This is a genomic window from Dokdonia ponticola (assembly GCF_042653865.1).
Lineage (GTDB): Bacteria > Bacteroidota > Bacteroidia > Flavobacteriales > Flavobacteriaceae > Dokdonia > Dokdonia ponticola.
The window spans coordinates 218,123-244,693 of record NZ_JBHSFV010000009.1 but is presented as its reverse complement, the minus strand read 5'-3'; the positions used below and the strand labels follow the sequence as shown (position 1 = coordinate 244,693).

The 26,571-nt window shown below is 35.0% G+C and carries 24 protein-coding genes; 17 read left to right on the top strand and 7 right to left on the bottom strand.

The window, feature by feature from the left end; all coding sequences use genetic code 11:
* The first annotated feature begins 37 nt into the window (after positions 1-37).
* Positions 38-2,488, top strand: a complete 2,451-nt coding sequence (locus ACFO3O_RS15055; RefSeq protein WP_379980247.1) for an alpha/beta hydrolase family protein — start codon at positions 38-40, stop codon at positions 2,486-2,488.
* A 144-nt stretch (positions 2,489-2,632) separates the two neighbouring features.
* Here ACFO3O_RS15055 and ACFO3O_RS15050 read toward each other — a convergent pair whose 3' ends face one another.
* A complete protein-coding gene (locus tag ACFO3O_RS15050; RefSeq protein ID WP_379980245.1) occupies positions 2,633-3,385 on the bottom strand; it encodes a DUF5995 family protein in 753 nt (250 codons plus the stop codon).
* Positions 3,386-3,530: 145 nt separating this feature from the next.
* On the opposite strand from ACFO3O_RS15050, the gene ACFO3O_RS15045 reads away from it, so the two are divergent.
* Entirely contained in the window at positions 3,531-5,003 is a 1,473-nt protein-coding gene (locus ACFO3O_RS15045) for a M28 family peptidase (RefSeq protein ID WP_379980244.1), read from the top strand.
* A 97-nt stretch (positions 5,004-5,100) separates the two neighbouring features.
* On the opposite strand, the gene ACFO3O_RS15040 is transcribed toward ACFO3O_RS15045, so the two are convergent.
* The 3 genes from ACFO3O_RS15040 to ACFO3O_RS15030 all read right to left on the bottom strand — a co-directional run bounded on the left by ACFO3O_RS15040 (position 5,101) and on the right by ACFO3O_RS15030 (position 8,932).
* Entirely contained in the window at positions 5,101-6,915 is a 1,815-nt protein-coding gene (locus tag ACFO3O_RS15040) for a GNAT family N-acyltransferase (protein ID WP_379980242.1), read from the bottom strand.
* 39 nt (positions 6,916-6,954) lie between these two features.
* Positions 6,955-8,208, bottom strand: coding sequence for an aspartate kinase (locus ACFO3O_RS15035; RefSeq protein WP_379980240.1), 1,254 nt, complete (start codon positions 8,206-8,208; stop codon positions 6,955-6,957).
* Between the two features lie 241 nt (positions 8,209-8,449).
* Positions 8,450-8,932 (bottom strand): GNAT family N-acetyltransferase, encoded by a 483-nt coding sequence (locus ACFO3O_RS15030; RefSeq protein WP_379980238.1) that lies wholly within the window; start codon positions 8,930-8,932, stop codon positions 8,450-8,452.
* A 119-nt stretch (positions 8,933-9,051) separates the two neighbouring features.
* On the opposite strand from ACFO3O_RS15030, the gene fbp reads away from it, so the two are divergent.
* From fbp to ACFO3O_RS15005, 5 genes are all read left to right on the top strand, one after another.
* Entirely contained in the window at positions 9,052-10,059 is a 1,008-nt protein-coding gene (fbp, locus tag ACFO3O_RS15025) for a class 1 fructose-bisphosphatase (RefSeq protein WP_379980236.1), read from the top strand.
* A gap of 79 nt (positions 10,060-10,138) precedes the next feature.
* Positions 10,139-10,489 (top strand): fructose 1,6-bisphosphatase, encoded by a 351-nt coding sequence (locus ACFO3O_RS15020; protein ID WP_379980234.1) that lies wholly within the window; start codon positions 10,139-10,141, stop codon positions 10,487-10,489.
* Between the two features lie 21 nt (positions 10,490-10,510).
* Positions 10,511-11,308: a cell envelope biogenesis protein OmpA gene (locus ACFO3O_RS15015; RefSeq protein WP_379980232.1), complete on the top strand. Its 798-nt coding sequence runs from the start codon at positions 10,511-10,513 to the stop codon at positions 11,306-11,308.
* Positions 11,295-11,789: a Rab family GTPase gene (locus tag ACFO3O_RS15010; RefSeq protein WP_379980230.1), complete on the top strand. Its 495-nt coding sequence runs from the start codon at positions 11,295-11,297 to the stop codon at positions 11,787-11,789. Before ACFO3O_RS15015 ends, ACFO3O_RS15010 begins: the two co-directional genes overlap by 14 nt.
* Complete coding sequence (locus ACFO3O_RS15005; protein WP_379980228.1) at positions 11,782-13,338, top strand: ATP-binding protein; 1,557 nt, start codon at positions 11,782-11,784, stop codon at positions 13,336-13,338. The genes ACFO3O_RS15010 and ACFO3O_RS15005 overlap by 8 nt, the downstream gene beginning before the upstream one ends.
* Before the next feature lie 58 nt (positions 13,339-13,396).
* Here ACFO3O_RS15005 and ACFO3O_RS15000 read toward each other — a convergent pair whose 3' ends face one another.
* Entirely contained in the window at positions 13,397-13,828 is a 432-nt protein-coding gene (locus tag ACFO3O_RS15000; RefSeq protein ID WP_379980226.1) for a tellurite resistance TerB family protein, read from the bottom strand.
* Between the two features lie 90 nt (positions 13,829-13,918).
* Here ACFO3O_RS15000 and ACFO3O_RS14995 point away from each other — a divergent pair, with 90 nt between their 5' ends.
* The 4 genes from ACFO3O_RS14995 to ACFO3O_RS14980 all read left to right on the top strand — a co-directional run bounded on the left by ACFO3O_RS14995 (position 13,919) and on the right by ACFO3O_RS14980 (position 16,937).
* Positions 13,919-14,512 carry a HupE/UreJ family protein gene (locus tag ACFO3O_RS14995; protein ID WP_379980303.1) on the top strand — a complete coding sequence of 198 codons (594 nt, stop codon included), beginning with the start codon at positions 13,919-13,921 and terminating at the stop codon, positions 14,510-14,512.
* A gap of 102 nt (positions 14,513-14,614) precedes the next feature.
* Positions 14,615-15,046 carry a deoxycytidylate deaminase gene (locus ACFO3O_RS14990; RefSeq protein WP_379980224.1) on the top strand — a complete coding sequence of 144 codons (432 nt, stop codon included), beginning with the start codon at positions 14,615-14,617 and terminating at the stop codon, positions 15,044-15,046.
* A complete protein-coding gene (locus ACFO3O_RS14985; RefSeq protein ID WP_379980222.1) occupies positions 15,043-16,629 on the top strand; it encodes a S41 family peptidase in 1,587 nt (528 codons plus the stop codon). Before ACFO3O_RS14990 ends, ACFO3O_RS14985 begins: the two co-directional genes overlap by 4 nt.
* 14 nt (positions 16,630-16,643) lie before the next feature.
* Positions 16,644-16,937 (top strand): hypothetical protein, encoded by a 294-nt coding sequence (locus ACFO3O_RS14980; protein WP_379980220.1) that lies wholly within the window; start codon positions 16,644-16,646, stop codon positions 16,935-16,937.
* 25 nt (positions 16,938-16,962) lie between these two features.
* On the opposite strand, the gene ACFO3O_RS14975 is transcribed toward ACFO3O_RS14980, so the two are convergent.
* Both ACFO3O_RS14975 and ACFO3O_RS14970 read right to left on the bottom strand, forming a co-directional pair.
* On the bottom strand, positions 16,963-17,175 hold the full coding sequence (locus ACFO3O_RS14975; protein ID WP_379980218.1) for a hypothetical protein: 213 nt from the start codon (positions 17,173-17,175) through the stop codon (positions 16,963-16,965).
* A 5-nt stretch (positions 17,176-17,180) separates the two neighbouring features.
* Positions 17,181-17,762, bottom strand: a complete 582-nt coding sequence (locus ACFO3O_RS14970) for a MarC family protein (protein WP_379980216.1) — start codon at positions 17,760-17,762, stop codon at positions 17,181-17,183.
* Between the two features lie 228 nt (positions 17,763-17,990).
* Here ACFO3O_RS14970 and ACFO3O_RS14965 point away from each other — a divergent pair, with 228 nt between their 5' ends.
* The 6 genes from ACFO3O_RS14965 (at position 17,991) to ACFO3O_RS14940 (ending at position 26,375) form a co-directional block, all read left to right on the top strand.
* Positions 17,991-18,560: a DUF3109 family protein gene (locus ACFO3O_RS14965; protein ID WP_379980214.1), complete on the top strand. Its 570-nt coding sequence runs from the start codon at positions 17,991-17,993 to the stop codon at positions 18,558-18,560.
* A 56-nt stretch (positions 18,561-18,616) separates the two neighbouring features.
* Complete coding sequence (locus ACFO3O_RS14960; protein ID WP_379980212.1) at positions 18,617-19,759, top strand: methionine aminotransferase; 1,143 nt, start codon at positions 18,617-18,619, stop codon at positions 19,757-19,759.
* Positions 19,760-20,131: 372 nt separating this feature from the next.
* Positions 20,132-23,044 (top strand): sensor histidine kinase, encoded by a 2,913-nt coding sequence (locus ACFO3O_RS14955; RefSeq protein ID WP_379980210.1) that lies wholly within the window; start codon positions 20,132-20,134, stop codon positions 23,042-23,044.
* Positions 23,045-23,049: 5 nt separating this feature from the next.
* The gene (locus ACFO3O_RS14950; RefSeq protein WP_379980208.1) at positions 23,050-23,796 is read left to right on the top strand and encodes a LytR/AlgR family response regulator transcription factor; all 747 of its coding nucleotides are present in this window, start codon (positions 23,050-23,052) and stop codon (positions 23,794-23,796) included.
* A 471-nt stretch (positions 23,797-24,267) separates the two neighbouring features.
* The gene (locus ACFO3O_RS14945; protein ID WP_379980206.1) at positions 24,268-25,251 is read left to right on the top strand and encodes a hypothetical protein; all 984 of its coding nucleotides are present in this window, start codon (positions 24,268-24,270) and stop codon (positions 25,249-25,251) included.
* Between the two features lie 155 nt (positions 25,252-25,406).
* Positions 25,407-26,375, top strand: a complete 969-nt coding sequence (locus ACFO3O_RS14940; protein WP_379980204.1) for a terpene synthase family protein — start codon at positions 25,407-25,409, stop codon at positions 26,373-26,375.
* Positions 26,376-26,571: the final 196 nt, after the last annotated feature.

Genomic DNA, 26,571 nt, shown 5'->3' with positions numbered 1-26,571 from the left:
GTTACTTTTCTGTAATTTTAAAAAAAACTATTTTCCAATGAAAAAAATATTCCTCACACTGAGTGCTTTGTTGTTTGTTTTTAGCGCTATTGCTCAAATCAATCTCGATTATCAAAAACCTCCAAAAGAAATTTTAGACCTTGTAGATGTCACACTCGCACCTAGTGTCGTGATGAATTCTGAAGGGAATACCATGTTATTACTGTATCGAGACAGTTATAAAGATATAGCCTCACTTTCTGAAAAAGAATTACGTCTCGGCGGACTTCGGATCAATCCTAAAACCAATATTGGGAGCCGTGTGACCTATTACAACAACGTAAAAATTAAGAGTGTTACAGAAAAAAAGGAAAGGCCCATTCTTGGTTTGCCCGATAATCCAAAGCTGAGTAATTTTAGTTGGTCTCCAGATGAGTCTAAAATGGCACTTACCAACACGGTAGAAGATGCGGTAGAGGTATGGATTCTTGATGTAGCGACGGCAAAAGTGTCTAAGCTTGCAACCCCACCACTCAATGCAAATATGGGAAATCCTATACGTTGGTTTAAGGATGGTAATAGCTTACTAGTAAAAGTAATTCCAGCATCTAGAAAAGCATTGATTAATACAGAAGAAGCAGTTCCTACGGGGCCTACCATATCCACAAGTGACGGCTCAAAAGCGCAAAACCGTACGTACCAAGATTTATTGCAAAACCCTAATGATGTATTTAATTTTGAGCAATTGGCTACGTCTAGTCTTATGAAACTTGACATAAACGGTACGATCACCCCTTGGAAAGAAGCAGATATGTATAGTGGTGTTTCGTTATCACCAGACGGAAAATATTGGATGATTACCACGATAGAAAAACCGTTTTCTTATATCGTGCCTTATCGTCGTTTTCCGCAAACATCTGTTGTTTATAATGCAGATGGAACGCTAGTAAAAACGATTAATGAGGTGCCACTTATTGAGGAGTTACCTAAAGGGTTTATGGCAGCTCGTAAAGGGAAGCGTAGTATGCAATGGCGCTCCGATGCACCAGCAACGCTAGTTTGGGCAGAGGTTTTGGATAACGGAGATCCAGAAGTAGAGGTTGCCTACCGTGATCAGGTGTATATGCAAGAAGCTCCTTTTACAAAGCCACCTCAAAAGGTATTACAAACGGTAGGACGTTTTAGTGGCATCCAGTGGGGGAATGACCAAACAGCTCTAGCATACGATTATTGGTGGAACACCCGAAATACAAAAACATATCTTTTTAATCCTTCAGGTTCTACAAATACAGGAAAGATCATAACAGATCGTAATTATCAAGATGTGTATAGTGATCCAGGTAATTTTGTGACACATGAAAATGAATATGGACGCAATGTTCTCACGATAGAAAACAACGAACTTTTCTTAATGGGTGCTGGATATAGTGAGAAGGGACAATTTCCGTTTATAGACGCGATGAATTTAAAAACAGGAAAAACAAAGCGCCTTTATGAATCTTCGTATACCGATAAGTTAGAAAATTTACAAAGCGCTATCGACATGAAAAAAGGAGAGATCTTAGTGCGTATTGAATCTCCTACCGAATATCCAAATTATTATATCCGTAATATTAAGAAAAACAAACTCACACAGATTACAGATTTTGAAAACCCTTTTGCAAGTATTCAAAATGTGCATAAAGAAGTGATTACCTATAAGCGTGATGATGGTTTAGAGCTTTCAGGAACGATGTATCTGCCTGTTGGATATGATAAGGAAAAGAAAGAAAAAATGCCTATGATTTTATGGGCATATCCAGAAGAATTTAAGGATAAAAGTAGTGCGGCACAGTCCACTAAGAATAAGAATGAATTTACCTATTTGTATTACGGATCTATGATTTATTGGGTTACTCGTGGCTATGTGGTCTTAGATGATGCATCCTTCCCGATTGTAGGAGAAGGTGATGAGGAGCCTAATGATAGTTTTAGAAAACAATTAGTAGCCAATGGAAAGGCAGCCATCGATGCGGTAGATGCCTTAGGATATATAGATCGTAATCGCGTGGCCGTAGGAGGACACTCGTATGGCGCATTTATGACTGCAAATTTACTTTCTCATTCCAATATGTTTGCTGCGGGAATAGCGCGTAGTGGAGCTTATAATAGGACACTTACTCCTTTTGGTTTCCAAAGCGAGGAGCGTAGCTATTGGGAGGCACCAGATGTATATTACAATATGTCTCCATTTATGCATGCAGACAAAATGAAAACTCCCTTACTTTTAGTGCATGGAGTTGCTGATAACAATTCAGGAACGTATCCTTTGCAGAGTGAGCGTTACTTTAATGCATTGAAGGGTTTAGGGGCTACTGCAAGGCTTGTGATGCTTCCTAAAGAAAGCCATGGATATCGTGCCAAAGAGTCGATACTTCACCTTTTGTGGGAGCAAGACCAATGGTTGGATACATACGTAAAAAATAGAGATACTTCATCAATTAGTGATGAGGAAGAGTTGAAAAATTAATAGATTATCTCGTATATCATAAAGCCACTCAGCGATTTGTTGGGTGGCTTTTTGCTTTAAGGCTATGTGCTTCTAGTGTTAGTGAACCTGCCTGCCGGTAGGCAGGTCTCACAGGTTCGCTTTCGCGAAAGCGTACTAAGCGTATTAACTACTCAAAACCTTGGCGACTTGTGCCACATTTTTACGTTCGAACCAGCGTATAAATTTGATCACCCAGCGTAAAAACCTACTTTTTGTAATAGATAGTTTGAGGGCTATTTTTCCTATCGAAATATCACGTTTTGTAAAAACGGTTTCTTTATCTAGTGCGTTGTGGTACTCGTTGGCAAATAACCAGGCTTCATCACGTGCTATATTGATACTAAAGGTGGCGATGAGGTCTTCTTTACCATCGGCGACTTTATCTAGTAAATAAAAGAAGGGGGAGACAAGACCAATTTTTTGCTGTACTCCATCAACCATACTAGCTAGAATCGCATTGATTTTATTGAAATCATCGTGTATGTTTTGTAAATCTCCTTGAGGCCCGATAGTTTCTGAAACCGCTATACCCAAATCTAGATTGATATGTGCATTAATCCCTAGGAGTAGATGTTGTAAGATCAAAAGCTTTTGGTTTTTGGCAGCCAGAAAAGCATTTTCCCAAGACAGGGAGGGCTTTTGACCCTCTTTATAGGTGAAGTATGCGGCTAGATATCTATTAGCAAAAATGACATCAAGACGTTCCATTCTTGGATTGTCATCAAACTCTTTTTGAGCAATCCCTTCTTTAATTCGCTGCGTTACTTTTTTGTAAAGGATAGGGAAAAATGCAAGATTGCTATTGCCAGCAACTTCTGTAGTAATGATATCTTCTAGTATTGAGATTACTTCATCGATGGTGGTGGCTTGTTTCATATTAATCTAATCAGGCAGTTATAAAATTAAAAGTAGAGATAAGTCGCTATATGATCAAACTATTTTGATGTTATAATTTTAAAAGGAATTATCTGACATCTAATTTGGCTTAGAATTACTTATTTTTAAGACATAAATTAAAAACATGAAAAAATTAATAGCGCTCTTTTTAGTAGTAATGAGTACTACAAGTATCTTTAGTCAGGATGACAAGAGTAAAGTCCAAGAGACAGTTAATAAATCAAAAATAGAAAGCCATATTTATTTCTTAGCCAGTGATTCATTAAAAGGAAGAGAAACAGGAACTCCTGAAAATAAAATAGCAGCTTCATATCTGGCAAATACCTTACGCAGTTATGGCGTACAACCCAATCCTAAAACAGGAGATTATTATCAAAAGGTAGATCTTTATAAAAAATCTCCTCCTTCAGATGTTCGTCTTTCTATTAATGGAGCGCCTATACAAGACTATGCGCTTTTAGAAACAGCAGCTATTGATTTTTCCAAGGGTGCTGTATATCTAGGATACGGATTAGAGGCGGATTATAAAGGTGCCACTGTCGACGGAAAGGTTGTTATTGTAAAAGGGGGGAGTGCAGTGGCAAAAGATACGCGTGCTGCTTTTGGACTATTAGATCAGAAAAAAGAATTAGCAAAACAACATGGCGCTGTTGCTGTTATTGAGTTACTAAATACAGAAGATCAAATGTGGGGTTTTATTGAGCATAATTTTAATGGCTCCTCTCTTGGGGTTGTTAAAAAGGAAGACAAAAAAGTGACCATGCCTTATCTGTGGGTATTGGACAAAGAAAATACAATGGCTAATGGCCTCAAAAAAGATACCCCTATCTCTATTGCTATTCATATGAGTGGTCCAAAAGAAGAGATCGTAGAATCTCAAAATATCATAGGTATTGTAGAAGGGACAGACCCCGAATTAAAGGAAGAGTACATTATATATTCTGCGCATTATGATCACGTAGGAATAGGAACGCCAGATGCGACAGGAGATACTATTTACAATGGTGCTCGTGATAATGCTGTAGGAACAACAACGGTACTTAGCATGGCAGAAAACCTTGCAAAACACCCAACAAAGCGATCGGCGTTATTTATTTTGTTTACAGGAGAAGAAAAAGGATTACTAGGAAGTTCTTTTTACGTAGAGAATCCTGTATTGCCTCTTGAGCAAATGGTCTATTGTTTTAATAGTGATAATGCGGGGTATAATGATACATCACTAGTGACTATTGTTGGATTACCTAGAACGACGGCTGCGCAACATATTAAAGATGCAGCGAGTGCTTTTGAATTAACAGCAGTTGATGATCCTGCTCCTGAGCAAGGTCTTTTTGATAGAAGTGACAATGTTAATTTTGCTAAAAAAGGAATTCCTTCACCTACATTTTCTTTAGGGTTTACGGCTTTTAATGGAGATGTTACCAAGTATTACCATAGACCGGGAGATGAAGCAGAAACCTTAGATTATGATTATTTGTTTAAATTTTTTAGCGCGTATGTGCTTGCGGGTCGCTTTATAGCAAATGATCCGGTGACACCTACGTGGACAAAAGGAGACAAATATGAAGCTGCTGGCGAAGCACTGTATAAAAACTAGTTTTGTCGTTGTTTATGCTCTTGCCTGCCGGCGAGGCAGGTTCGCGAAAGCGTACTAAGTAATACTATAAAAAGGGTGAGAGTATGTAGGTTAAAGATTACTCTTCTTCCTGAGTTTTGTGTCCATATTTCTTTTCAAGTTCTGCTTGGAACTCTTCCATCACTGGTTTTACCGTACTTTCAGGAAGATCTGCAATACGGATATACATCAGGCCGTCTATAGCATTATTAAATAAAGGGTCTACATTAAACGCAATGACTTTTGCATTTTGTTTGATGTACTTCTTGATCAATACAGGAAGTCGCAATGAGCCTGGCTCTACTTCATCTATGAGCTTATCAAATTTATTGAGATCGGCGGCACTTTCGTCAAAAACAAATTCTTTGTCGGCATCTTTAAGGCGAACCTTAAACTCTTTTTTAGGACGAATGTATTGTGCGATATAAGGGTCGTAGTAATGAGATTTCATGAACTCAATCATCAGTGATTTTGAAAAATTTGAGAATTGATTAGAAATACTTACCCCTCCAATAAGGTATTTATGTTCTGGGAAACGTAAGGTGGTATGAACAATCCCTTTCCATAATAGGAATAGCGGCATTGGTTTTTGTTGATATTCTTTAATGATAAAGGCACGTCCCATCTCAATACTCTGACTCATCATGGTATGTAGTTCTGTATCAAAACGAAAGAGGTCTTGCAAATAAAACCCGTCAATACCGTATTTTTTAAATATTTCAGAACCAAGTCCCATGCGATAGGCACCTGCAATTTTTTTGGTGGTACTATCCCATAAAAACATATGATGGTAGTAGCGATCAAATTTATCTAGGTCTATGGCCTCGTTAGTCCCTTCTCCAATGGCTCTGAATGTGATTTCGCGTAAGCGGCCTATTTCTTGAAGCGTATTAGGCATCTCATCTGCTGGCGCAAGAAAAACCTCATAGTTTTTAGACTGTAATAAACGGCGTTCATTTTTACGTAATTCATCAATTTCATTGTAGATCAAATCACTACTTATAGAGACGGCAATTTCTTTAGGCTCTTTAGAAACTTTTAGGGTTTGTGGGATGTTGCTCAAACGACTTTTTGTCTCAAAGGATTTGGCAAGCATATATGTTTTTTTACGGAGAAACTCTGTAAAATTAGGGAGATCTGTATATTCTTTTTGTGCTTTTACTTGTATCGGATTTCCTATACGTACTTTAATAACACGATTTTTCTGAGTGAGTAATTCACTGGGCAGCTTGGCTGTTCGTAGCGTACTACTTATGCGTGATAACTGATAAAAAAGCCGGCTGTTTTTTGCATGAAAATAGATAGGCACGATAGGGACTTCTGCTTTTTTAATTAGTTTAATAGCAGCTTCTTCCCAAGGCTTATCAATAATAAGTTTATCATCTTTATAGGTAGAGACTTCTCCTGCAGGGAAAATACCTAAAGGAGATCCTTCTTGAAGGTGTAAAAGCGCATTTTTAAAACCAGTAATACTTGATTTTACATCTTTCCGGTCCTCAAAGGGGTTTACAGGCATCACATAGGGTTTTAAGGGGTCTATGCGGTGTAATAAGAAGTTGGCTATAATTTTAAAATCTTCACGCTGTTCTAGCATGAGTTTAAGTAATAATATACCATCAATCCCTCCGAGTGGGTGATTTGAAATCGTGATATAAGCACCTGTTTTTGGGAGTCGTTTAAGATCTTCTTCTGGAATATCAAATTTGATTTTAAACTCATCCAAAAGAGCGTTTAAAAAATCAAGATCGTTTAGGTGTTTATTTCGATCATAGATTTTATTTAAACTCGAAATCTTGAGTGTTTTCATGAGGGACCATCCTAAGAAAGTACCAAAAAAGCCAAATTTATCGACTTTTATCGCTTGTGCAACTTCTTTTGCGGTGACTAAACTCATGAATTAACCATTTCGACTGAGGGGTCAAATATACAATACTTACGCTTCTTTTAATACATACTGCGTAACAGTTCTGTTTTCTTGTTTTAAAAGCACTTTTCGACCTTGTAAAAGTTGACGGGTTTCAGAAGGCTTGGCATGTCTCGCGGTAAGTAAGGTAACACCTTCATTCCAACGTACTTTGTAATTTGCTCTTAGTTTTTTAAGTAATTCATCAAGAGTATTGAATTTATTCTCTACACAAACAGAAAAACTAATAGCAGAGTTTTGCATCATGGTTACCTTCATTTTATAGCGATGTAATAAGTTGAAAATATCGCTTATATGCGCTTCCATAATAAAATTAAAATCTATAGAAGATAATGAGATAAGTACTTGGTTTTTCTTTAAAATATAGCAGGCAATCATAGGATCAAGCGCTATTCCTTTTCCTATGAATGTGCCTGGATTGTCGGGAGTAACAAATGATTTTACGTAAAGTGGAATTTCTTTTCTCTGTAATGGCTGGAGTGTTTTTGGATGTATGACCGAAGCCCCATAAAAGGCCATTTCAATAGCCTCGTTATAGGATATACGTTTTAGTAATTGGGTGTTTTTAAACACGTTAGGATCTCCATTTAATACGCCAGGTACATCTTTCCATATGGTGAGATTATCTGCATTGAGGCAATAGGCAAAAATAGCGCCTGTGTAATCACTTCCTTCCCGTCCGAGGGTTGTGGTAAAATTATTTTCTTCTGAGGCGATAAAACCTTGTGTGATAAAAACGCCTTCTTTTTGAATAGCACTTTGAATATTTTTTTGAGTCGTTTCCCAATCTACATGTGCATCTCTATAGCTTGTGTTTGTTTTGATAAGTTCACGTGCATCAATCCACGTATTTTTGATGTGATTTTCAGAAAGGAATGCACTGATGATTTTTGTAGCTATCAGTTCCCCATAACAGATGACTTGGTCATATACAAAATCGTAATTAGGCGATTTATTGCGTTCAAGAAAACTTTGTAGGTTGTTAAATAGTGTCTGTACAGTTTCAAAAATGGGATGATCACTGGCAAAAAGACCAGAAAGAATCGTAAAATGATAGGTATGGGATACTTCTATAGCTTCAGAGAGTTCGTTTTTATGGGTAAAGTAAGCATGTATTACTTTTTCTAGTGCGTTGGTGGTTTTACCCATGGCAGATACCACAATAAGTTTATTGTCGACGCCTTTTTTTTGTAAAACGCTAAGGATGTTTTTTACACTGTCTGCATCCTTTACTGAAGCTCCTCCAAATTTGAATACCTCCATTTTTTTAGATCGTATTTTATGATATGTTATAAAAATGTGTCAAAAGCGCAAATTTACTCGATAATCGAGATTTAAATGCACGGAGGCTCACCTCTAAATCAACTATTTTTTTTTTTAAACTACCTTGTGGACTTGCCTCTAAGTAGTTTAGGTATTCCTAAATTTTCTTTATACGCTTTCGCGAAAGCGTATACAGTATGCATTCAAAAATTATATTTTATATCTAGAAAACAGTTGATTTCTAAGATATTGAATCAATATATTTCTGAAGCCTTTCTTTGTTCATTTGAACAAGGTGCCAATCTTTTAATAAAAGAGCGCCACTGTTTTCATAAAAATTGATGGCAGGTGTATTCCAATCTAACACGACCCACTCCACTCTATTCACACCTTTTGATACTGCATAACGCATTACTTCGTTATATAATGCTTTACCATATCCTTTTCCTCTGTAATTTTCTGAAATAATAAGATCTTCAAGATGTAAGGATTTGCCTTCCCAAGTAGAGAATCTATAATAAACCAATGCCATTCCTACGATTTTCCCGTTATCTTCTGCTACAAAACATGTGAACAAAGGATTTGGGCCTGTGCCATGAGTGATTAATGTATCAACGGATATTTGGACAGCGTTTGGTTCTTTTTCAAAAACGGCGAGCTCGGTGATGAGGTCTAAAACAGCAGACATGTCTTCGGCTTGAGCCTTGCGAATGGTATGGTTCATAGGAAATCTAATCTTGAGTAGCGAAAGTAAAAAAATATATACAGATAAAAGAATACGAAATCGTTGTAGTAATGGTGTTTTTTTGAATATTTTTGCAAAAAATAACCTACACATACCACATGGCTCGTAAAAATCAAACACTAGGAGAGTTTATTATTGAAAATCAATCAGAATTCAAATACTCCTCAGGTGAGTTGTCCCGATTGATCAATGCAATTCGATTGGCCGCAAAAGTGGTAAATCATCAAGTGAATAAGGCGGGACTTGTTGATATTTTAGGGGAAGCAGGTGATACCAACATACAAGGAGAAGACCAGCAAAAATTAGATGTGATTGCCAACGAAGCCTTTATCAAGACTCTGAAAAACAGAGAAATTGTCTGTGGTATTGGAAGCGAAGAAAACGACGATTTTATTACAGTAGAGGGCCATAATGATGATCATAAAAACAAATATGTGATTCTTATGGATCCTTTGGATGGTTCTTCAAATATTGATGTGAATGTTTCTGTAGGAACTATTTTTTCAATTTACAGAAGGGTTACTCCGTCTGGGAGTCCTGTAACAATAGAAGATTTTTTACAGCCAGGACGTAATCAAGTAGCTGCGGGATACATTATTTACGGGACGAGTACTATGTTGGTATATACTACAGGTCACGGAGTTAATGGATTTACATTAAACCCAGCTATTGGAACCTTTTATTTATCTCATCCCAATATGAAGTTTCCAGAAGAGGGGAGTATTTATTCTGTAAATGAAGGAAACTATACACATTTTCCACAAGGAGTAAAAAATTATATCAAATACTGTCAAGAAGAATCTGGAAATCGCCCATATACCTCTAGATATATTGGTTCTTTGGTTTCAGACATACATCGTAATATGATTAAAGGAGGGATTTATATGTACCCTAAAAGCTCTTTAAATGCAAAAGGAAAGCTAAGGTTGTTGTATGAATGTAACCCCATGGCATTTATTACAGAACAAGCAGGCGGTAAGGCAAGTGATGGCTATACTTCTATATTAGATTTACAGCCTAAAGAATTACATGAGCGGGTTCCTTTCTTTTGTGGAAGTAAAAAAATGGTAGAAAAAGCCGAAGACTTTATGGCTAAATCATTATAATCCCTACATATGTAGTCGCTTGTCGGCATTTTTTATATATTTGTTTTTTGCTATATAGCAAACAATCCCTGATTAAATTATGTCTAAAGCAAGTAAAGAGCAGAGCAATCAAAGTCAATTAGAAGCCAATTCTAAAATTGATGCTATTAAGCAGCTTATTTTTGGAGAAAATATGGCTGAGTACAGCCAAGAATTTGATACGTTAAAAAAGGAGCTGGAAAATAGGCGTCAAGAGCTTTCAGATTATATTGATGATACTCGTAAAGAAATTATGACGGCTATTGATAATCTAAGTACAGATGTTAATATTCGTATATCGGACTTAGAAGAATCATTAAATGACAAAGCTGCGTCTTTAGATGAGAAAAAAGTAGACAGATCACAATTAGGCAATTTACTTATAAAGTTAGGCGAAAGTATAAAATCTTAATAGTTCTAACCAATCTCTGTTATGGACTCTAAGGAAAGACTTGAGATTTTAAAAGAAATCTTACTTACAGAAGAACGTGAGTTTGATCAAAGTCTAGTACTTAAGATTCAAAAATTAGAATCACAACAAGATCACCTTTTAGATAGAGTCACTCCAATACTCGATGATCGTATGGACGATTTTGTCCATAAGATGCCTAAAGCATTAGGACCCGTTATTACAGAAGCGCTAAAAACTGAGATTAAAAAATCGCAAGATGCGGTAGCCGAAGCTCTGTACCCAGTCATGGGTAAAATGATAAAAAAGTATGTTCAAGCAGAGATTAAAAAACTCAATGAAGATATCAATAAGCGACTTAATAAAACATTTTCCTTTAAAAAGTGGTTCTCAGGAAAGAATGAAGACATTGATGCAGCTGCTTTAATGTATGAGCAATATAAAGCAAGGATTGAGCAGATCATGGTTATTGAAAAAGGATCAGGATTGCTCAAAGCAAATTACGCCAAAAGACAAACGCTAGACGAGGATATGGTGGCTGGAATGTTAACAGCTATTAAAAGTTTTGTAGAAGATGCGTATGATAAAGGAGAAATGGAATTGGAAAGAATAGATTATGAATTATTTGCAATTCATCTTCAAAACTTTTCAAATTATTATATTGCAGTAGTTATCACAGGTATTTATGACGATGAGTACAAAGATAAACTAGAAGATGTGCTTTTGGATTTCGCACAATTTGTCGTAAATAAAAGCGATCTAGAAAATCCAGAAACTTTTACCAAAAAATTAAAATCATATTTTACAGATGAGCGTATCTAAAAAAATAGTGTTGCTAGGTCATTTTGGGGTAGGGAAATCTTCACTTCTGAGACGTTTTGTAGAAAACACCTTTTCAGAAAATTACACGGTTACCATAGGAGTTCATATCATGAAGAAAGAGGTACACCTAGAAAAAGAAAATGTCACCCTAGTCATATGGGATGTTGAAGGAACAGATGATTTTACAAAATATAGACCTTCTTATTTAATGGGAGCGTCTAGTTTTATATATGTTTTTGATGCTTCTAGACCTGTTACCTATGGAGATATAAAATATAACTTGGATCACCTAAAAGAAAAATTCCCTCAAGTTTCTGTGCACATAATCGGCAATAAAGTGGATTTGGTCGATCCTGAGACTATTTTAAAAGAATTAAAATCTCAAGATATTCAGCATTCTTATCTTTCCAGTGCAAAAACAGGAGAAAATGTTGAATTGCTGTTTGAAAACGTAGCAGCACAATTGCTTGAGAATGCTTGATAAGCTTAGACAGGATTTTTTAGAAAATACTACACAAATACTAATTGTAGATAAAACAAATCAGATTTTAGATACAGATGACTCCTTATTTTCAATAAAGAAAGGTTCTGATATTACTGATTTCCATCCCTTTTTTCACGTAATTTCTTCCTTATTTGATGAAGATGCAAAAGAACAAAAATTCTATTGCGTTCAAATGGAAGTAAAAGGGAAGACTTGTTTTTTTGATATCAGATCTCAAGTTGATTTTAAAAAGGAACAAGTTTTTTTGTTTATTGAAGACCTTACAGATCACTATAAGACAGTACATCAAATTAAACAAGTGCGTAATGAGTCGATCATTAACTTTAATATTACTCAAGAATTAAATAATGAGCTCAATGTACAACGTGGGTTTAAGAATAAATTTCTAGCAAACGTTAGTCATGAGATAAGGACGCCTCTTAATAGTATTCTAGGTTTTTTAAGTGTTCTTGAAAACACAAACTTAAATAAAGAACAACTAGACCTTGTAAGAATCGTTAAAGACTCTTCAAAAAATCTTGTCTCTATTGTAGATGACCTCTTAGATATTTCTAAAATAGAAGCAGGGCGATTAGAAATTAAAAATAAGCGATTTAATTTTAAGAAGTTCATTGAGTCCATTGTGAAGACCTATGAGTTACAAGCTAGTGAAAAACGTCTGCAATTTGTTACCGATATAGGGGAAAATCTTCCAAGATTCCTCATAGGAGATCAATTAAGACTCAACCAAATCTTAGTTAATCTCCTTGAAAATGCACTAAAATACACGCATCAAGGTACGGTTACCTTACGTATATCAACTTCTTCTCGTAATATGCGTCGCATTCCTGTCACCTTTGAGATTATAGACACGGGAATAGGGATTCCAAAAGAGCATCTTACCACCATCTTTGAAAGTTTTACACAACTAGAAAAACGCGGTTTATTCGGAGGTTCTGGATTAGGACTGAGCATTGTGAAGCAACTTACCCAGCTTATGGAGAGCGATCTCGAAGTAACGAGTAGAGAGCAAGAAGGCTCCTCTTTTAAATTTACTATTTCTTTAGGTGTTTCTCATGATCAAAAAGAAGACAAAGAAATACAGAGAGTTAAAAAATCTGAGAAGACAAGTGGAGGTGCCAAAAAGAAAAAATATCGTATTCTATTAGGAGAAGATATAGAAGTGAATCAACTTCTTATGATGCGATTATTTGCAGATGATGGAAATTACAGCTTAGATATTGCCAAAAACGGAGAGCAAGTGGTGCTTTTTCTTGAAAAATACCCATACGACCTTATTTTAATGGACTTATCAATGCCTGTCATGGATGGGTACGATACCACTTTAAGAATACGAGGTCATGCCGATAAAAAAATAAAGAAAATCCCTATCATCGCGCTAACAGCCAGAACAACTGATAAAGAAAAAGAAGCAGCAAAAGAAAGTGGGATGAATGCGTATCTAACTAAACCCGTAGACGCTGATCTACTATTTAAAACAATAGATCGATTATTACATCGGTATAAGAATAAGAAAACAAAATAGAATAAATAAAAAAAGCGACATCATTGTCGCTTTTTTTATTGAAACTGAAGTTTGTTTACTAACGATTCATTAATTTGATTTCCTCTTTAAAAGTGTCTAAGTCTACCCCTTCTTTTACAAGAGATAGCGCCTTATCAACAATATATTTTACATTATTTGCTGTAAAGCCCAACCCTACGGCGAGTCTCTCTAACATTACCACCTGCTTATCTCCAAGCTCGTGATCTGCATAAACCATTCTTCCTAAATCAAAAAGACGCTCTAAACGATTATCGTAAGAGATAGGAGGGTTGATTTTATGAGAACTATAATCTTTTAATATCATCTTGTAATCTTCTTCTGAGATATCAAGATTACGAGCCGTTCTATCTAGGAATTTTTTTTCATCTTCAGTAATGATAGCATCACTCATAGCAACACGAACCATCGCTGCAAAATGATCTTCATTACGCTTCCGAAAACCACTATCGTATAAATCTGAAATAGACATATTTTTTTCTTTAAAATTAAGGCACAAATATAGCTATTATTGCATCAATTTTAATTTGTACATTTGAAAAACCCCCCTAATATATTTTTGATGGACACTTTTTGGTTTTATTTTAAAGAAGGACTTTTTCACGTACTAGATTGGAATGCTTATGATCATATTCTATTTATCATTGTTCTAACGGTTCCTTACACTTTTTCCAACTGGAAAAGACTCCTATCACTCGTCACTGTTTTTACCGTAGGTCATACGATATCTTTGAGTTTAGCAGCCTACGGAGTTGTAAAAATTAATACTACGCTTATTGAATTTTTAATACCTGTAACTATTTTAATTACAGCAATATATAACATATTCACAGCTGGTAAAAAAGGACGTAAAGAACAAGTAGGTGTCTACCTTATTGCTACCTTGTTTTTTGGTCTTATCCACGGATTTGGATTTTCCACCTATTTCAAGATGATGACGGCCAGCACTGAGAATAAATTTCTTCCATTATTAGAATACACTTTAGGGATAGAAGCGTCACAAATTATCATTGTACTTTTAGTATTAACTGTTAGTTTTATAGGACAGTTTATATTCCGTTTTTCAGTAAGAGATTGGGTCATGGTTATTTCTGCTATAGTCATAGGAGTTGCGATTCCTATCTTTAGAAATGCATTAATTGCGTTAAATATTTAATAATCGGTTGCGTATCCCGTAAGAGGCACTTACATTAGTGGTTATAAATTAGTTTTGGAATATATACGCTTTCGCGAAAGCGTACTCTTCACTTAAAAATACATGGCTTTAAAGCAACACAAATACGATATCGCTTATTTAAGAATGGCTCGAGAATGGGGAAAACTTTCCTACTGTGAGCGCAAACAAGTAGGCGCCATTATAGTAAAGGATAAAATGATTATATCAGACGGCTATAATGGAACTCCTACAGGCTTTGAAAATTTTTGTGAAGATGAAGAAGGATATACAAAATGGTATGTACTTCATGCCGAAGCAAACGCTATCTTAAAAGTAGCTTCCTCGACACAATCCTGTAGAGGAGCCACATTATATATTACATTAAGTCCGTGTAAAGAGTGTAGTAAATTGATTCATCAAGCAGGAATTAAACGGGTGGTGTTTAAAGAAGGCTATAAAGATCAGAGTGGTATAAAATTTTTAGAGAGAGCAGGCGTTGAGATAGTGCATCTATCAAATTTAGAAGATTCATGAAATTAAAAAAGAAATATATACCCTTCCTCTTTAGTGTAGGAATTGTTTTCGGAATTGTTTTGGGGAGCTTTCTGAATTTCGGATCCTCTTCGGACACGGCTTTTTTTGGTTCAAATAAAAAGAAAGAAAAACTTAATAAACTTATAGATTACATAGACTATGAGTATGTTGATACTGTAGATACAGATAGTATTGTTGATGTTACTGTTAATGGTATTTTAGACCATCTAGATCCACATTCCACTTACATCCCGCCAGAAGAGTTAAAAGAAATTGAAGAAAACATGAAAGGCGACTTTGTAGGAATAGGAGTTCGTTTTTATCCTTACAAAGACTCTATTACGGTGATACAAGCTATCGTTGATGGTCCAAGTGATAAAGTTGGTATACGTGGAGGCGATCGTATCATAGCTGCAGATAATATTCCTCTTTTTGGACAAGCGATGAGTGATGACTCATTATCCAAAATCCTCAAAGGACGTGTGAATACATTTGTTGATCTTAAAATAAAAAGACAGGGAGAAAGTGAGCTTCTTTCCTTTCGTGTAAAAAGAGATATCGTTCCTATTTCAAGCGTGGTAGCAAGTTATATGCTTACAGACCAATTGGGATATATCAAGATTAATAGATTTGCCGAAACAACATATGATGAGTTTATGACGGCACTTAAAGCACTTAAGCGCGAAGGAGCCACACAATTAGCACTTGATTTAAGAGACAATCCAGGAGGCTATGTTTCAAGTGCAGAAGCTATAGCAGACGAGTTTTTAAAGAAAAATAAACTTATTCTCTTCACAAAAAATAAGACAGGAAAGATCAATGAAACCTACTCAAAGCGAGGAGGAATTTTTGAAGATGGAGAGGTTTTTATTCTGATTAATGAAAATTCAGCTTCTGCTAGTGAGATTGTTGCAGGCGCCTTACAGGATAACGATAAGGGACTCATTGTAGGTAGGCGCTCTTTTGGCAAAGGACTTGTACAGAGAGAGATGTCACTAGGAGATGGGAGTGCTGTTAGACTTACCATTGCTAGGTATTATACGCCTACAGGAAGATCTATTCAAAAACCGTATGAATTAGGGAATAAAGATTATTTTGAAGATTATCTAGAACGCTATGAAAATGGAGAACTTCGCAGTGCAGATAGTATTAAGGTGGCAGATTCCTTAAAATTCAAAACACCTTTAGGAAAAATAGTATACGGAGGTGGAGGTATTATTCCTGATGTATTTGTCCCTAAAAACATTGATTATGAAATAGAACACCTTAATTATCTATTGAGGTCTGGATATATGCGGATGTTTATTTTTGAACAATTAGAGAAAGATCGTTCCTATTATAATGCACTTTCTTTAGAAGAATTTCAAAATGACATTGTCATATCTGATACAATTGTAGAAGATTTTATATCTTACGCCCAATTAAGGGGAATTAATCTAAGAGCAAAAAAATACAGGGAAGTTTATAAAAACTACCTCAAAGCCACCATGGCAAAACAGCTCTTTGGCGATAATGCTTTTGAACAAATGGTTAATCAAGATGATGCGATTATCCGTAAAATCATAAGCCTAAGCGCCGATTAGGGGGAAATATTATTATGGTTATAGTTGCATCTGTGTTCGTATTTATTATCGCTGTTATATTTAGACTACTAGATAACAGTGCGAAGCTATTTATCTCAAACGGTATCTCTGTAAGTCCGTTTTATCTCTCAGCAGAAACAGTGATAGAAGAGATGAATAAACTGGATGACGATAAGCTTAAACAAAAACTTAGACGTAATTTACTCTATCAGAAACTACACAAATTATTTACAATCCTAGCCATTATAACACTTGTTGTAGGGATAGGCTTAGAAATCTATAAGCCAGAACTTATCTATTTATTTTAATAAATACCTTACGTACTACACGTTTTTATAGAGCACGCTTATGCTCTTTTTCTTTCTTTGCAATTTTTCTAGACACGAGTAAGATCAAAAGTAAAACAATCGCACACGTACTTCCAATCACGCCAATCAGCGCAACGGTACTCTCACCTTGAAGTGGAGCCTCAAAATTAATCTGAGTGATGTTATAAATAAGTAATAGTGCTGCAAGTACAATAAATGTTGGAATAGCAATACGCATAGTTTCTATTTAAATAATTCCTGAATATTTGAAGTAAATAACTTTACCGCAATGGCTAGCAAAATTACGCCAAAAACCTTTTGAATAATAATAATACCGTTTTTACCCATAAATCTTTCAATATGTCTAGATGTTTTTAGAACAATATAGATTAGTATGATATTGATAAAAATGGCTACAATAATATTCTCGATCTTGTACTCTGCACGCAATGCTACAAGAGAGGTAAGACTTCCAGGGCCTGCTAGTAGGGGAAATGCTAGTGGAAACACTGTCACTGTTTTAGGGCTCACTTGCTCATCTTTAAACAGCGTTACCCCTAAGATCATTTCTAAGGCAATAAAAAATAAGATAAAAGAACCTGCTACTGCAAATTCATTGACTTCTACGCCGATAATATTTAAAATACGTTCCCCTAAAAAAACAAAAGCAATCATAATCACCAAGGCAACAATAGAGGCCTTTGCACTTTGAATATGCCCTGCTTTTTTTCGCAACTTGATCACAATAGGAATATTCCCTACAATGTCAATAACGGCAAACAAAATCATGGTAGCCGCGGTTATTTCTTTAATATCAAATTTCATAATGATAGGGATTTACAAAATGAGTGCAAAATTACCATAAATTATATGATTTTACTTGTACAAACTGTATGAAATCAAGGTAAAATTTATGTAAATATATACGCTTTCGCGAAAGCGTATAAAGGAACATTTGATGCTATATTTTATCTAAAAGTACATAAATTATAAACCTCTTTAAATTTATATATAGCTATTTTATAGCTCATACTTTCGGGCTATCTTTGTGGGATGTTTCAGCTTAAAAATACTATCGTCTCAGAACAAATCATTGAAAAAGATTTTGTATGTAATCTCAATGCCTGTAAAGGAGAGTGCTGTATCGCTGGAGAAGCAGGCGCCCCTCTTGAAGAAGACGAAGTGCAGATACTCAAAGCGATTTATGAAGACGTAAAACCCTTTTTAAGACCAGAGGGCATTGCAGCCATAGAAGCACAAGGAACCTCCATTACAACAGACCTAGGAGAACTTGAAACCACCCTGGTCAATGATGCCGAATGTGCCTATGTGACTTTTACCGATAAAGGCATCGCTAGCTGTGGGATCGAAGATGCGTATAATGCGGGGAAAGTCGATTTTAAAAAACCTATTTCTTGCCATTTATACCCTGTTAGGGTACAAAAATACAGTTCGTTTTCTGCGGTAAATTACCATAAATGGCCCATTTGTGATGACGCGTGTGCCTTAGGAAAAGAATTGCAAGTGCCTGTCTATAAATTTGTAAAAGATGCGCTTACGCGAAAATTTGGAGAGGCTTGGTACCAAGAGCTAGAAAAAGCCGCAAAAGATATTAGACCTTAAGTCACATCCTCAAATAGCTGTGGTTGTCTACAGTTTCCAATAGAAAGATACACACCATGAAGAACACTTCTAAATTACCCAATGTAGCCTCTTCTATTTTTAGTGTCATGGCACAGATGGCTCACACTTATGATGCGATTAATCTTTCTCAGGGATTTCCAGGATTTGATACCGACCCAAAATTACATGCGCTAGTGACAGAAGCCATGGCTTCAGGATACAACCAGTATGCACCTATGCATGGTATTTATAGTCTTAGAGAGCAAATTGCTTTAAAGATGAATACCCTCTATGGAAGTGCCTATGATCCAGAAAATGAAGTGACCGTCACAGTAGGCGCTACTCAGGCGCTCTATACAGCGATTTCTGCTTTTGTCCATCAAGATGATGAAGTAATTGTCCTAAAACCTGCCTATGATTCGTATGAGCCTGCTATTTTAGTTAACGGAGGAAAGGTAGTGCCTATACAACTAGAAGCTCCAGATTATAAAGTAAACTGGAAGGTGGTGAAAGAAGCCATCACACCTGCAACCAAAATGCTTATCATTAACACACCTCACAATCCCACAGGAACGGTGTTGACAAAAGGGGATATGCTCACCTTAGAGAAAATCTTAGAAAATACAGATATTATATTGCTTAGTGATGAGGTATATGAGCATATTGTCTTTGATGGTGTCAAACATGAGAGTGTAGCCAAATATCCTAGACTTGCAGAAAGAGCATTTATTACGGCTTCATTTGGGAAAACATTTCATACTACAGGTTGGAGAACAGGATATGCTGTGGCTCCCAAATATCTTATGAAAGAGTTTCAAAAAGTACATGAATTTTCTGTTTTTTCGGTACATCATCCTACACAAAAAGCATTTGCTCAGTATTTAAAAACACCCAGGCACTATCTAGCGTTAGGTGATTTCTACCAACGTAAGAGAGATTTGTTTTTAGACCTTATTAAAGAATCTCGATTCAACATGACCCCGTCTTCAGGGACCTATTTTCAGTTATTGGACTATAGCGAAATCACAACAGAAAACGATGTTCTTTTCGCCGAAAGGCTTGTCAAAGAAAAAGGCATTGCTTCGATCCCGACCTCTGTTTTTAATCTAGATCAAGAAGATTTTAAGATGTTGCGTTTCTGTTTTGCAAAAACAGATGAAACTTTAGAACAAGCAGCAGAAATTTTGAATGCAATTTAATTAGAATTTAGTGTTGAATTAAGAAACACAAAGACTTGTTTCAACTACTAAGAAGCTATTTTGAGAAGTTAATAAATCGATTTGAATATTATTCTATTATTTTTATTTGATTATCTATCAAACACGTGAAAAATTTGATTTTCTTTTCAAAATTTTTGGAAGTACTATAAGTTCAACATAGTAAAAATAGTTGGAAAAGATATTAAATATTACTTGTTGTAAATTACTAGGTCATAGTATGGGTAAGCTATCATAGCTATAGATAATCCTTAGATTTTTTACAAAAAACTGACTATGATCAAAAATTTAAAGACTAATTTGTCTGTGTTTAATACTTTTTAAGTTTAATTGAAGAACCTAGTTTTCATAGTTTTGTTTGTCTTTCCTTACTTTAGTTTTGGACAAACCCCCGTTTCTATACATCTTACAGAAAAAGACGGGTTGCCAGATATTGAGTTTTATGATATGCTGGAAGATCGTAAGGGGTTTATATGGTTTGCAGCAGATAAAGGACTTTTTAGATATGATGGTAAAGAATTTAAAAGCTATAATAATTCCTCTAAAAAAGGACTCTCTGTTTTTGAATTATTTGAAGATGAGAAAGGTCGCATCTGGTGTACTAATATTTCTGGTCAGTTTTTTTATGTGGAGAATGATAAGCTTCACACATTTATAGATGTCTCTGATCATCTAAAAGGAGCTTTAGCAGACTATAAAATAGTAAACAATGCACTTATTATTTTTACACCGAGGCAAATCATTAAAGTTTCCCTATTAGATAGCTCTCAAGAAATTATTTCTCAAAAAGGCAGGAATGTCATAGGTTTTCCTTTTTCAGTACCCAGTGGAATTTTATTTAGAGAGGAGAGAGTTATTTTTAAGTTAGATTTTAAGTTTAAAAAGACAACAATTGCAGATGCAACAGCCTTAATTGAAGATTTAACTTCAAAAAACGCAATTCCGACAAAGAAAACAACAATATTTCAAGTTGGTGAAAAGCTGTATTTTTTTCATACCATCAATGAAGAAAATATATTTTATAAGCTTTCGCGAAAAAGCAAGACCCTTCAAAAAACCAGTACGCCAGAAATTTTAAAATCATGCCTTATCACTCGTGTGATAGAACTCAATGATAAACTTTGGTTTTTAACAAGTACAGGGGCTCATGTTTTTAAAAAGACGAATAATGAGCTTTTATATGAACAAACGTATTTATCAAATGAATTTGTGACGAAAGTAGTGATAGATAAGGATAATAATTATTGGTTATCTACACTGCGTAATGGAGTATTTGTCATTACAAATATTTATATAGAAAATTATAATCTTCAAAAATCAGTATCAAATGTAAGTGCGTTAGAAAAAATTGATGAACAGAGCTTTGCATTTGGTACTATACGTGGTGATATAGGTATGTATGACCTTCACACCAATGATATTAAGATCTTAAAATCTTCTTCCACAAGTAAAGTATCTTCTTTGAGTTATAATACACACTATCATAAATTATTAATAAGCCATGATACTGATGCGTATGAGTTGGATAAAAAGACAGGAATTTTTGGGTCTAGACTTAATGGAGTGGGGGCAAAAGACCTTGTTATTAGAGGAAGAGATACATTGCTTATTGTGGGAGGTGATAAATCATATCTTGTGGCTAGAAATAATCTAGAAAAGAAAACCGTTTTTACACATACTCTAACTAAAAAAAGAGCGTATGCAGGTTTTTATGATAAAGCTTCAAAACATACATACATAGCAACTATTGATAACTTGATTCAATATGATAGGAAACTAATGGTACATAAAGTCACACACAATGGAATTCCTATTTTAGGTAAGCAAATGACTCAAACAAGTGATGGCGTTCTATGGGTATCTACATTTAAGGATGGTGTATTTGGTATAAGAGGGAATCAAGTCATCGAGCATTTCTCTACAGATAACGGTCTTGTTGTTAATGAAGTTGTAGCGATTATCAGTGATCAGAATAACTTATGGATTGCCACAGACAAAGGAATACAACTTATTAATAGAACCACGGGCACCATTAAGACACTCACAAAACGAGACGGTATACCTTCCTATAAAATATCTGGTATGATTGTTTTTGAAGATCATATTGTTTGTGCTAGTAATGTAGGCATCTTTAGTATAGATAAACAAAAAGCATTTTACAGTAGACCTTTACCAGAACTTTATTTTACCGCTATTAAAATAGCAGATAAGGATACCGTTTACAAACCCAATTATAAATTAGCACATGATCAAAATAGTGTGCGTCTAGACTTTAGAGCAAATAGTTTTCAGTCAACTGAGCATATCATTTATGAATACAAGCTTAATGCTGAGTCTTTTATTTCATTAGACAAAGGAGTAGATTATCTTGATTTAAAAAATCTAAAAAATGGAATCTACAAACTTAAATTAAGAGCCAAAAATAGGTACAATAATGAGGTATCTCCTGAACAAGATATTTCATTTATAATCGCATTGCCATTTTGGGAACAATGGTGGTTTATCTTGTTAGTTCTATTATGCGTAGCATTAATTGTATATTTTTATGTACGTAGTATTATTGCGAAAAGAAAACGTTTACAGCTCATAGAAGTAAAACAACTACAGCAGAATAATAGGCTTACAAGTCTAAAACTAGAGAATTTACGCTCACAAATGAATCCTCATTTTATATTTAATGCATTGAACTCTATTCAAGAGTATATTGTCTTAAACCAAAAAGATCTCGCAAGCGATTATCTAGGGAAGTTTGCAGATCTTGTACGTAAATATTTAAACCACAGTAGTAAAGGAAGTATAACACTTAGGGAAGAAATAGACTGTTTACAAATGTATTTAGAGCTAGAGAAATTGCGATTTGAAGATACATTGATGTTTTCCATAACGGTAGATAACGCTTTAGACGCTTACGAGATTAAGATCCCAACAATGCTTGTACAACCCTATGTAGAAAATGCCATTAAACATGGGCTTCTTCATAAAAAATATGAGCGGCAGCTTACCATTATTTTTAAACCCTCAAAGGCTAAAAACACAATACAATGTCAGATAATAGATAATGGTGTTGGTAGACAAAAAGCAGCTGAAATAAAGAATAATCGTAATCCAGCACATACGTCTTTTGCTACAAAAGCAACAAATAATAGACTTCAATTAATCAACTTAAATCGAGATTATAAAGTAGGCGTGTACATTAAAGATTTAAAAGACATTGATGATAATGCCTTAGGTACTGAGGTAACCATCGAGATACCTTATAAAAATTAAATACTATGAAAGCAATATTGATAGATGATGAACCTAAAGCTCGCAGACTTCTGGAAGTACTCCTTAAAGAAAACTGCCCGAAAGTTACACGTATCATCCAAGCAGAAGATTTATTAAGTGGCGTTGCTTTAATCAAAGAAGAAGAGCCACAGTTAGTTTTTCTAGATATAGAAATGCCAGAACACTCAGGGCTAGAAATTTTAAACTTTATAGATAAGGAATCTTTTAATTTTGAGATTATATTTACAACAGCTTACAGTGAATATGCTATACAGGCCTTTGAGCTATCTGCTGTTGATTATTTGCTTAAACCATTAAGAGCTCAGAATGTCCTAACCGCTGTAGAAAAAGCCATCACAAATCTTGGTGCAAGTCGAATAAACCTCAAGCTAGAAGAGCTTAAAGAGGCTTTAAGCAGTGCGCAATTTAAAAAAATTGCACTTCCTGTGTCTAATGGGATTCGTTTTGTTCCTTTTGATGAAATTATGCTTTTAGAAGCAGATGGGATGTACACAAAAATAAGCACCATTCAAGAAGAAATCTTCATAAGCAAACCCTTACGTCATTTTGTAGATTTATTAGATAAAATTCCTATTTTTTATAGACCCCACCGTTCTTTTCTTATCAACCTTTCCTTCATACAGCAGTATGTAAAAAGTGATGGTGGTTATATTTTGATGGATAATGGGAAAAGCGTTTCTATATCCAAAGATAAAAAAGAAGAATTTTTAGAACTGGTAAATACTATTTAGCTTTTTGAAAGCTGAAAAATGCGTTCCAAAAACCGTGAGTGTAAACCGTCATTTTTTAATGTGACATTTATTACATGATTATATCTCACTAAAATCACATTTTATTATGACCAAGCCCCATTATATGTAATGGGGTTTGGTTTTTTATTAGTGTAACGCTGTTTTGTAAAAGTCTGAAAGACGCATACAAATTAGTTAGTTGAACCTGCCTATGCTGGCAGGCAGGCTAATCCCGCTTTTTCAGCAGGATCTATGACCTGTACTAATTTAAAATTGGAATCTAATATCTAGGTTCTTGGGTTTAATCTCTTTCGTTGTAGTACGTATTGGTACGCTTTCGCGAAAGCGTACTCTTTCATAAAAGAAACCATATAACCGTTTAGCAATTCAATTACAACTTTCAGAAATTAGAAAGCATACATTACCCAAAAGAGAAAGTTATTTGTAGTGTTACTAATTAAAAACATACACATGAAAAATATCTTAGCACTATTCATTCTTTTTGTTTCTGTCTCAGTCACACACGCACAACAATCATTTTTTGAAGCCTTGGAGGCAAACGGTGAAAATGCAGTCTATGAGGGATTTGGCGGTGGCAGAAGTAGGCCCGCCATAAAAGTAAGTATCCAGCGTACTGCAGGAGGTATCCCAGTAGGATTTACGGGAGAACCTGTAACAGAAGACTGGGGTTCGATTGGTCAGACAGAACTAAGTGATTATGGGAGAATGGACCATTATCCACTACCTATGAATATGAAACATACTTATACCAACGATGGGTATGTGGTCATAGACAATATGATTTTTGTAGTTGATAATATTCCGAATGAAGGTTTACCCACATTTGAAAATGTGACTGCAATATATCTATTGAAAAAAGAGGCACAAGACAATCAAGATGGAACCAAAAAAGGAAAGAAAAAGAAAGGTGGCCTTCTCTCAAAAATGAAAAATAAGTTAGGAAATGCAGGGCAAAATTCTGTACAGAAATACGTAAAAAGCGTCAATATTGAACAAATATTTGCAGACTATGTCACCGCCATGAAGGCAAAGCAAGACGCATATACACTCACCCCAAAAGACAAGATGGATATGACGGCTATAAAAGCAGCTCGTGATGCAGGTGATGAGGAAATTAAAAAGTATAACGACTCGATTAGAAAAACACCGGAGTATAAAAAACTCAAAGAACACCAAGCGCGTATGGCGCGTATGGAGAGCAACAATATTGTAACCCTTAAAAATAATACAGGTCGTACTATTTATGTAGGAACTTCAGGAAGTCGTAATCGCGGTACTAAAATCAATGCAGGAGATACGGCACGATGGGATTGTAGTACAGACGGTTATCTGCAGTCTGAAACCGTCTCGGGAGGGAGTTATAATTATAGCTCTACAAATCGCAGAGTGTATAGTTCAAACGCTGGATGTGGTAGTACAGTGTCTATTAACTAGAATATTTTACTCCTAATAATAGATAATTCGAGCGAACCCATATTAGTAGAATAAACAAGTGCTTCAGAAAATTGTTCTAAAATACACACTGATCTGAGGCATTTACATCTGTCATAGAACTATCATACAGGTTTAATTAATACATAGAGATTTACATGGAACTAGCGTATAAAACAATAACTAAGTCAACAGACTTAACTATTTCTAAAACAAAATGTACCATTCATGAGCATTCTAAAGAGATATTAGAAAAAGCACAAGAAATTTCAGAAAAACTCGGTATTGTAGCCCCTCAGTTCTATAAAGATCACACAACAATGACTACCTATTTATATGCAGGAGCCCCAGTTTCTAAAATGATAGATATGCAAGTAAATTATGATGTACTCTATTATTTTGACGATTTTTTTGGGGAGGATACTAAAACGGACGATAGTATAGACTTTACAATGCTTTTTGATACATGGCAAAATGGGAGTAAAACGAAGGTTTTTAAAACTATAAAAATAGATCAGCTATACACTGCGATTGCTTATATAAGTAACAGCATCAAAAAAAATAGCACCGTTCGATTTTTTGAAAAGTACACAAAAACAATACAAGCGCACTTGTATTATTCGTTACAAAAAAAACCTTATGAGACAGTAAATGAATATATTGATATTCGTTTGCATACAGGAGGCATGCTACCTGTAATTGAACTTATAGAGTATGCATATGACGTATTTATAGATGATGCTTTGTTAAAAAAAGTTCCGTCACTGTATCAGGTGAAATATGATTGTGCGTTAATAGGTGCTTTGTCTAATGATTTGTTTTCATACTCAAAAGAAAAGCATAGTGATTATAATTTGGTCAATGCATATTTAAAAACAAAAGAAACATATAGTTATGGTGAGGCGGTTTCTTTATCAATAAAAAAAGTAAATGATCTTTACACGAGTTATAAAGAAGGGGTAAGGCAGGTCTATCAAGAAATGGAAAACTTAGAGCCTGATGAAAAACAAATAATTAACGTCTATTTAAAAGGGATACATAATATTATAGCAGCAAGTTACCATTGGCAAATACAAACGAATAGATATAAGCACCCAGAGAATGTATTTTTTGATATGCGATATTGAATAAGAAACCAGTAGTTAGTGGTGGCCCATCATGGAGATTACTATTTAAAAACTATTTTCAGGAGTGTATTTTGTGAGATTATATCCAGGAACTAATCAAAAATAATCAATAAAGTTACTGTTTAGAGATCATCTATTTTCGATAGATGATCTTTTTTGTTTTTGGTATTCGCTTTCGCGAAAGCATATACATCAT

Bases quoted from the DNA above. Each gene is read 5' to 3' on its own strand.
- ACFO3O_RS15055 (WP_379980247.1), top strand. From the start codon at position 38: ATGAAAAAAATATTCCTCACACTGAGTGCTTTGTTGTTTGTTTTTAGC.
- ACFO3O_RS15050 (WP_379980245.1), bottom strand. From the start codon at position 3,385: ATGAAACAAGCCACCACCATCGATGAAGTAATCTCAATACTAGAAGAT.
- ACFO3O_RS15045 (WP_379980244.1), top strand. From the start codon at position 3,531: ATGAAAAAATTAATAGCGCTCTTTTTAGTAGTAATGAGTACTACAAGT.
- ACFO3O_RS15040 (WP_379980242.1), bottom strand. From the start codon at position 6,915: ATGAGTTTAGTCACCGCAAAAGAAGTTGCACAAGCGATAAAAGTCGAT.
- ACFO3O_RS15035 (WP_379980240.1), bottom strand. From the start codon at position 8,208: ATGGAGGTATTCAAATTTGGAGGAGCTTCAGTAAAGGATGCAGACAGT.
- ACFO3O_RS15030 (WP_379980238.1), bottom strand. From the start codon at position 8,932: ATGAACCATACCATTCGCAAGGCTCAAGCCGAAGACATGTCTGCTGTT.
- fbp (WP_379980236.1), top strand. From the start codon at position 9,052: ATGGCTCGTAAAAATCAAACACTAGGAGAGTTTATTATTGAAAATCAA.
- ACFO3O_RS15020 (WP_379980234.1), top strand. From the start codon at position 10,139: ATGTCTAAAGCAAGTAAAGAGCAGAGCAATCAAAGTCAATTAGAAGCC.
- ACFO3O_RS15015 (WP_379980232.1), top strand. From the start codon at position 10,511: ATGGACTCTAAGGAAAGACTTGAGATTTTAAAAGAAATCTTACTTACA.
- ACFO3O_RS15010 (WP_379980230.1), top strand. From the start codon at position 11,295: ATGAGCGTATCTAAAAAAATAGTGTTGCTAGGTCATTTTGGGGTAGGG.
- ACFO3O_RS15005 (WP_379980228.1), top strand. From the start codon at position 11,782: ATGCTTGATAAGCTTAGACAGGATTTTTTAGAAAATACTACACAAATA.
- ACFO3O_RS15000 (WP_379980226.1), bottom strand. From the start codon at position 13,828: ATGTCTATTTCAGATTTATACGATAGTGGTTTTCGGAAGCGTAATGAA.
- ACFO3O_RS14995 (WP_379980303.1), top strand. From the start codon at position 13,919: ATGGACACTTTTTGGTTTTATTTTAAAGAAGGACTTTTTCACGTACTA.
- ACFO3O_RS14990 (WP_379980224.1), top strand. From the start codon at position 14,615: ATGGCTTTAAAGCAACACAAATACGATATCGCTTATTTAAGAATGGCT.
- ACFO3O_RS14985 (WP_379980222.1), top strand. From the start codon at position 15,043: ATGAAATTAAAAAAGAAATATATACCCTTCCTCTTTAGTGTAGGAATT.
- ACFO3O_RS14980 (WP_379980220.1), top strand. From the start codon at position 16,644: ATGGTTATAGTTGCATCTGTGTTCGTATTTATTATCGCTGTTATATTT.
- ACFO3O_RS14975 (WP_379980218.1), bottom strand. From the start codon at position 17,175: ATGCGTATTGCTATTCCAACATTTATTGTACTTGCAGCACTATTACTT.
- ACFO3O_RS14970 (WP_379980216.1), bottom strand. From the start codon at position 17,762: ATGAAATTTGATATTAAAGAAATAACCGCGGCTACCATGATTTTGTTT.
- ACFO3O_RS14965 (WP_379980214.1), top strand. From the start codon at position 17,991: ATGTTTCAGCTTAAAAATACTATCGTCTCAGAACAAATCATTGAAAAA.
- ACFO3O_RS14960 (WP_379980212.1), top strand. From the start codon at position 18,617: ATGAAGAACACTTCTAAATTACCCAATGTAGCCTCTTCTATTTTTAGT.
- ACFO3O_RS14950 (WP_379980208.1), top strand. From the start codon at position 23,050: ATGAAAGCAATATTGATAGATGATGAACCTAAAGCTCGCAGACTTCTG.
- ACFO3O_RS14945 (WP_379980206.1), top strand. From the start codon at position 24,268: ATGAAAAATATCTTAGCACTATTCATTCTTTTTGTTTCTGTCTCAGTC.
- ACFO3O_RS14940 (WP_379980204.1), top strand. From the start codon at position 25,407: ATGGAACTAGCGTATAAAACAATAACTAAGTCAACAGACTTAACTATT.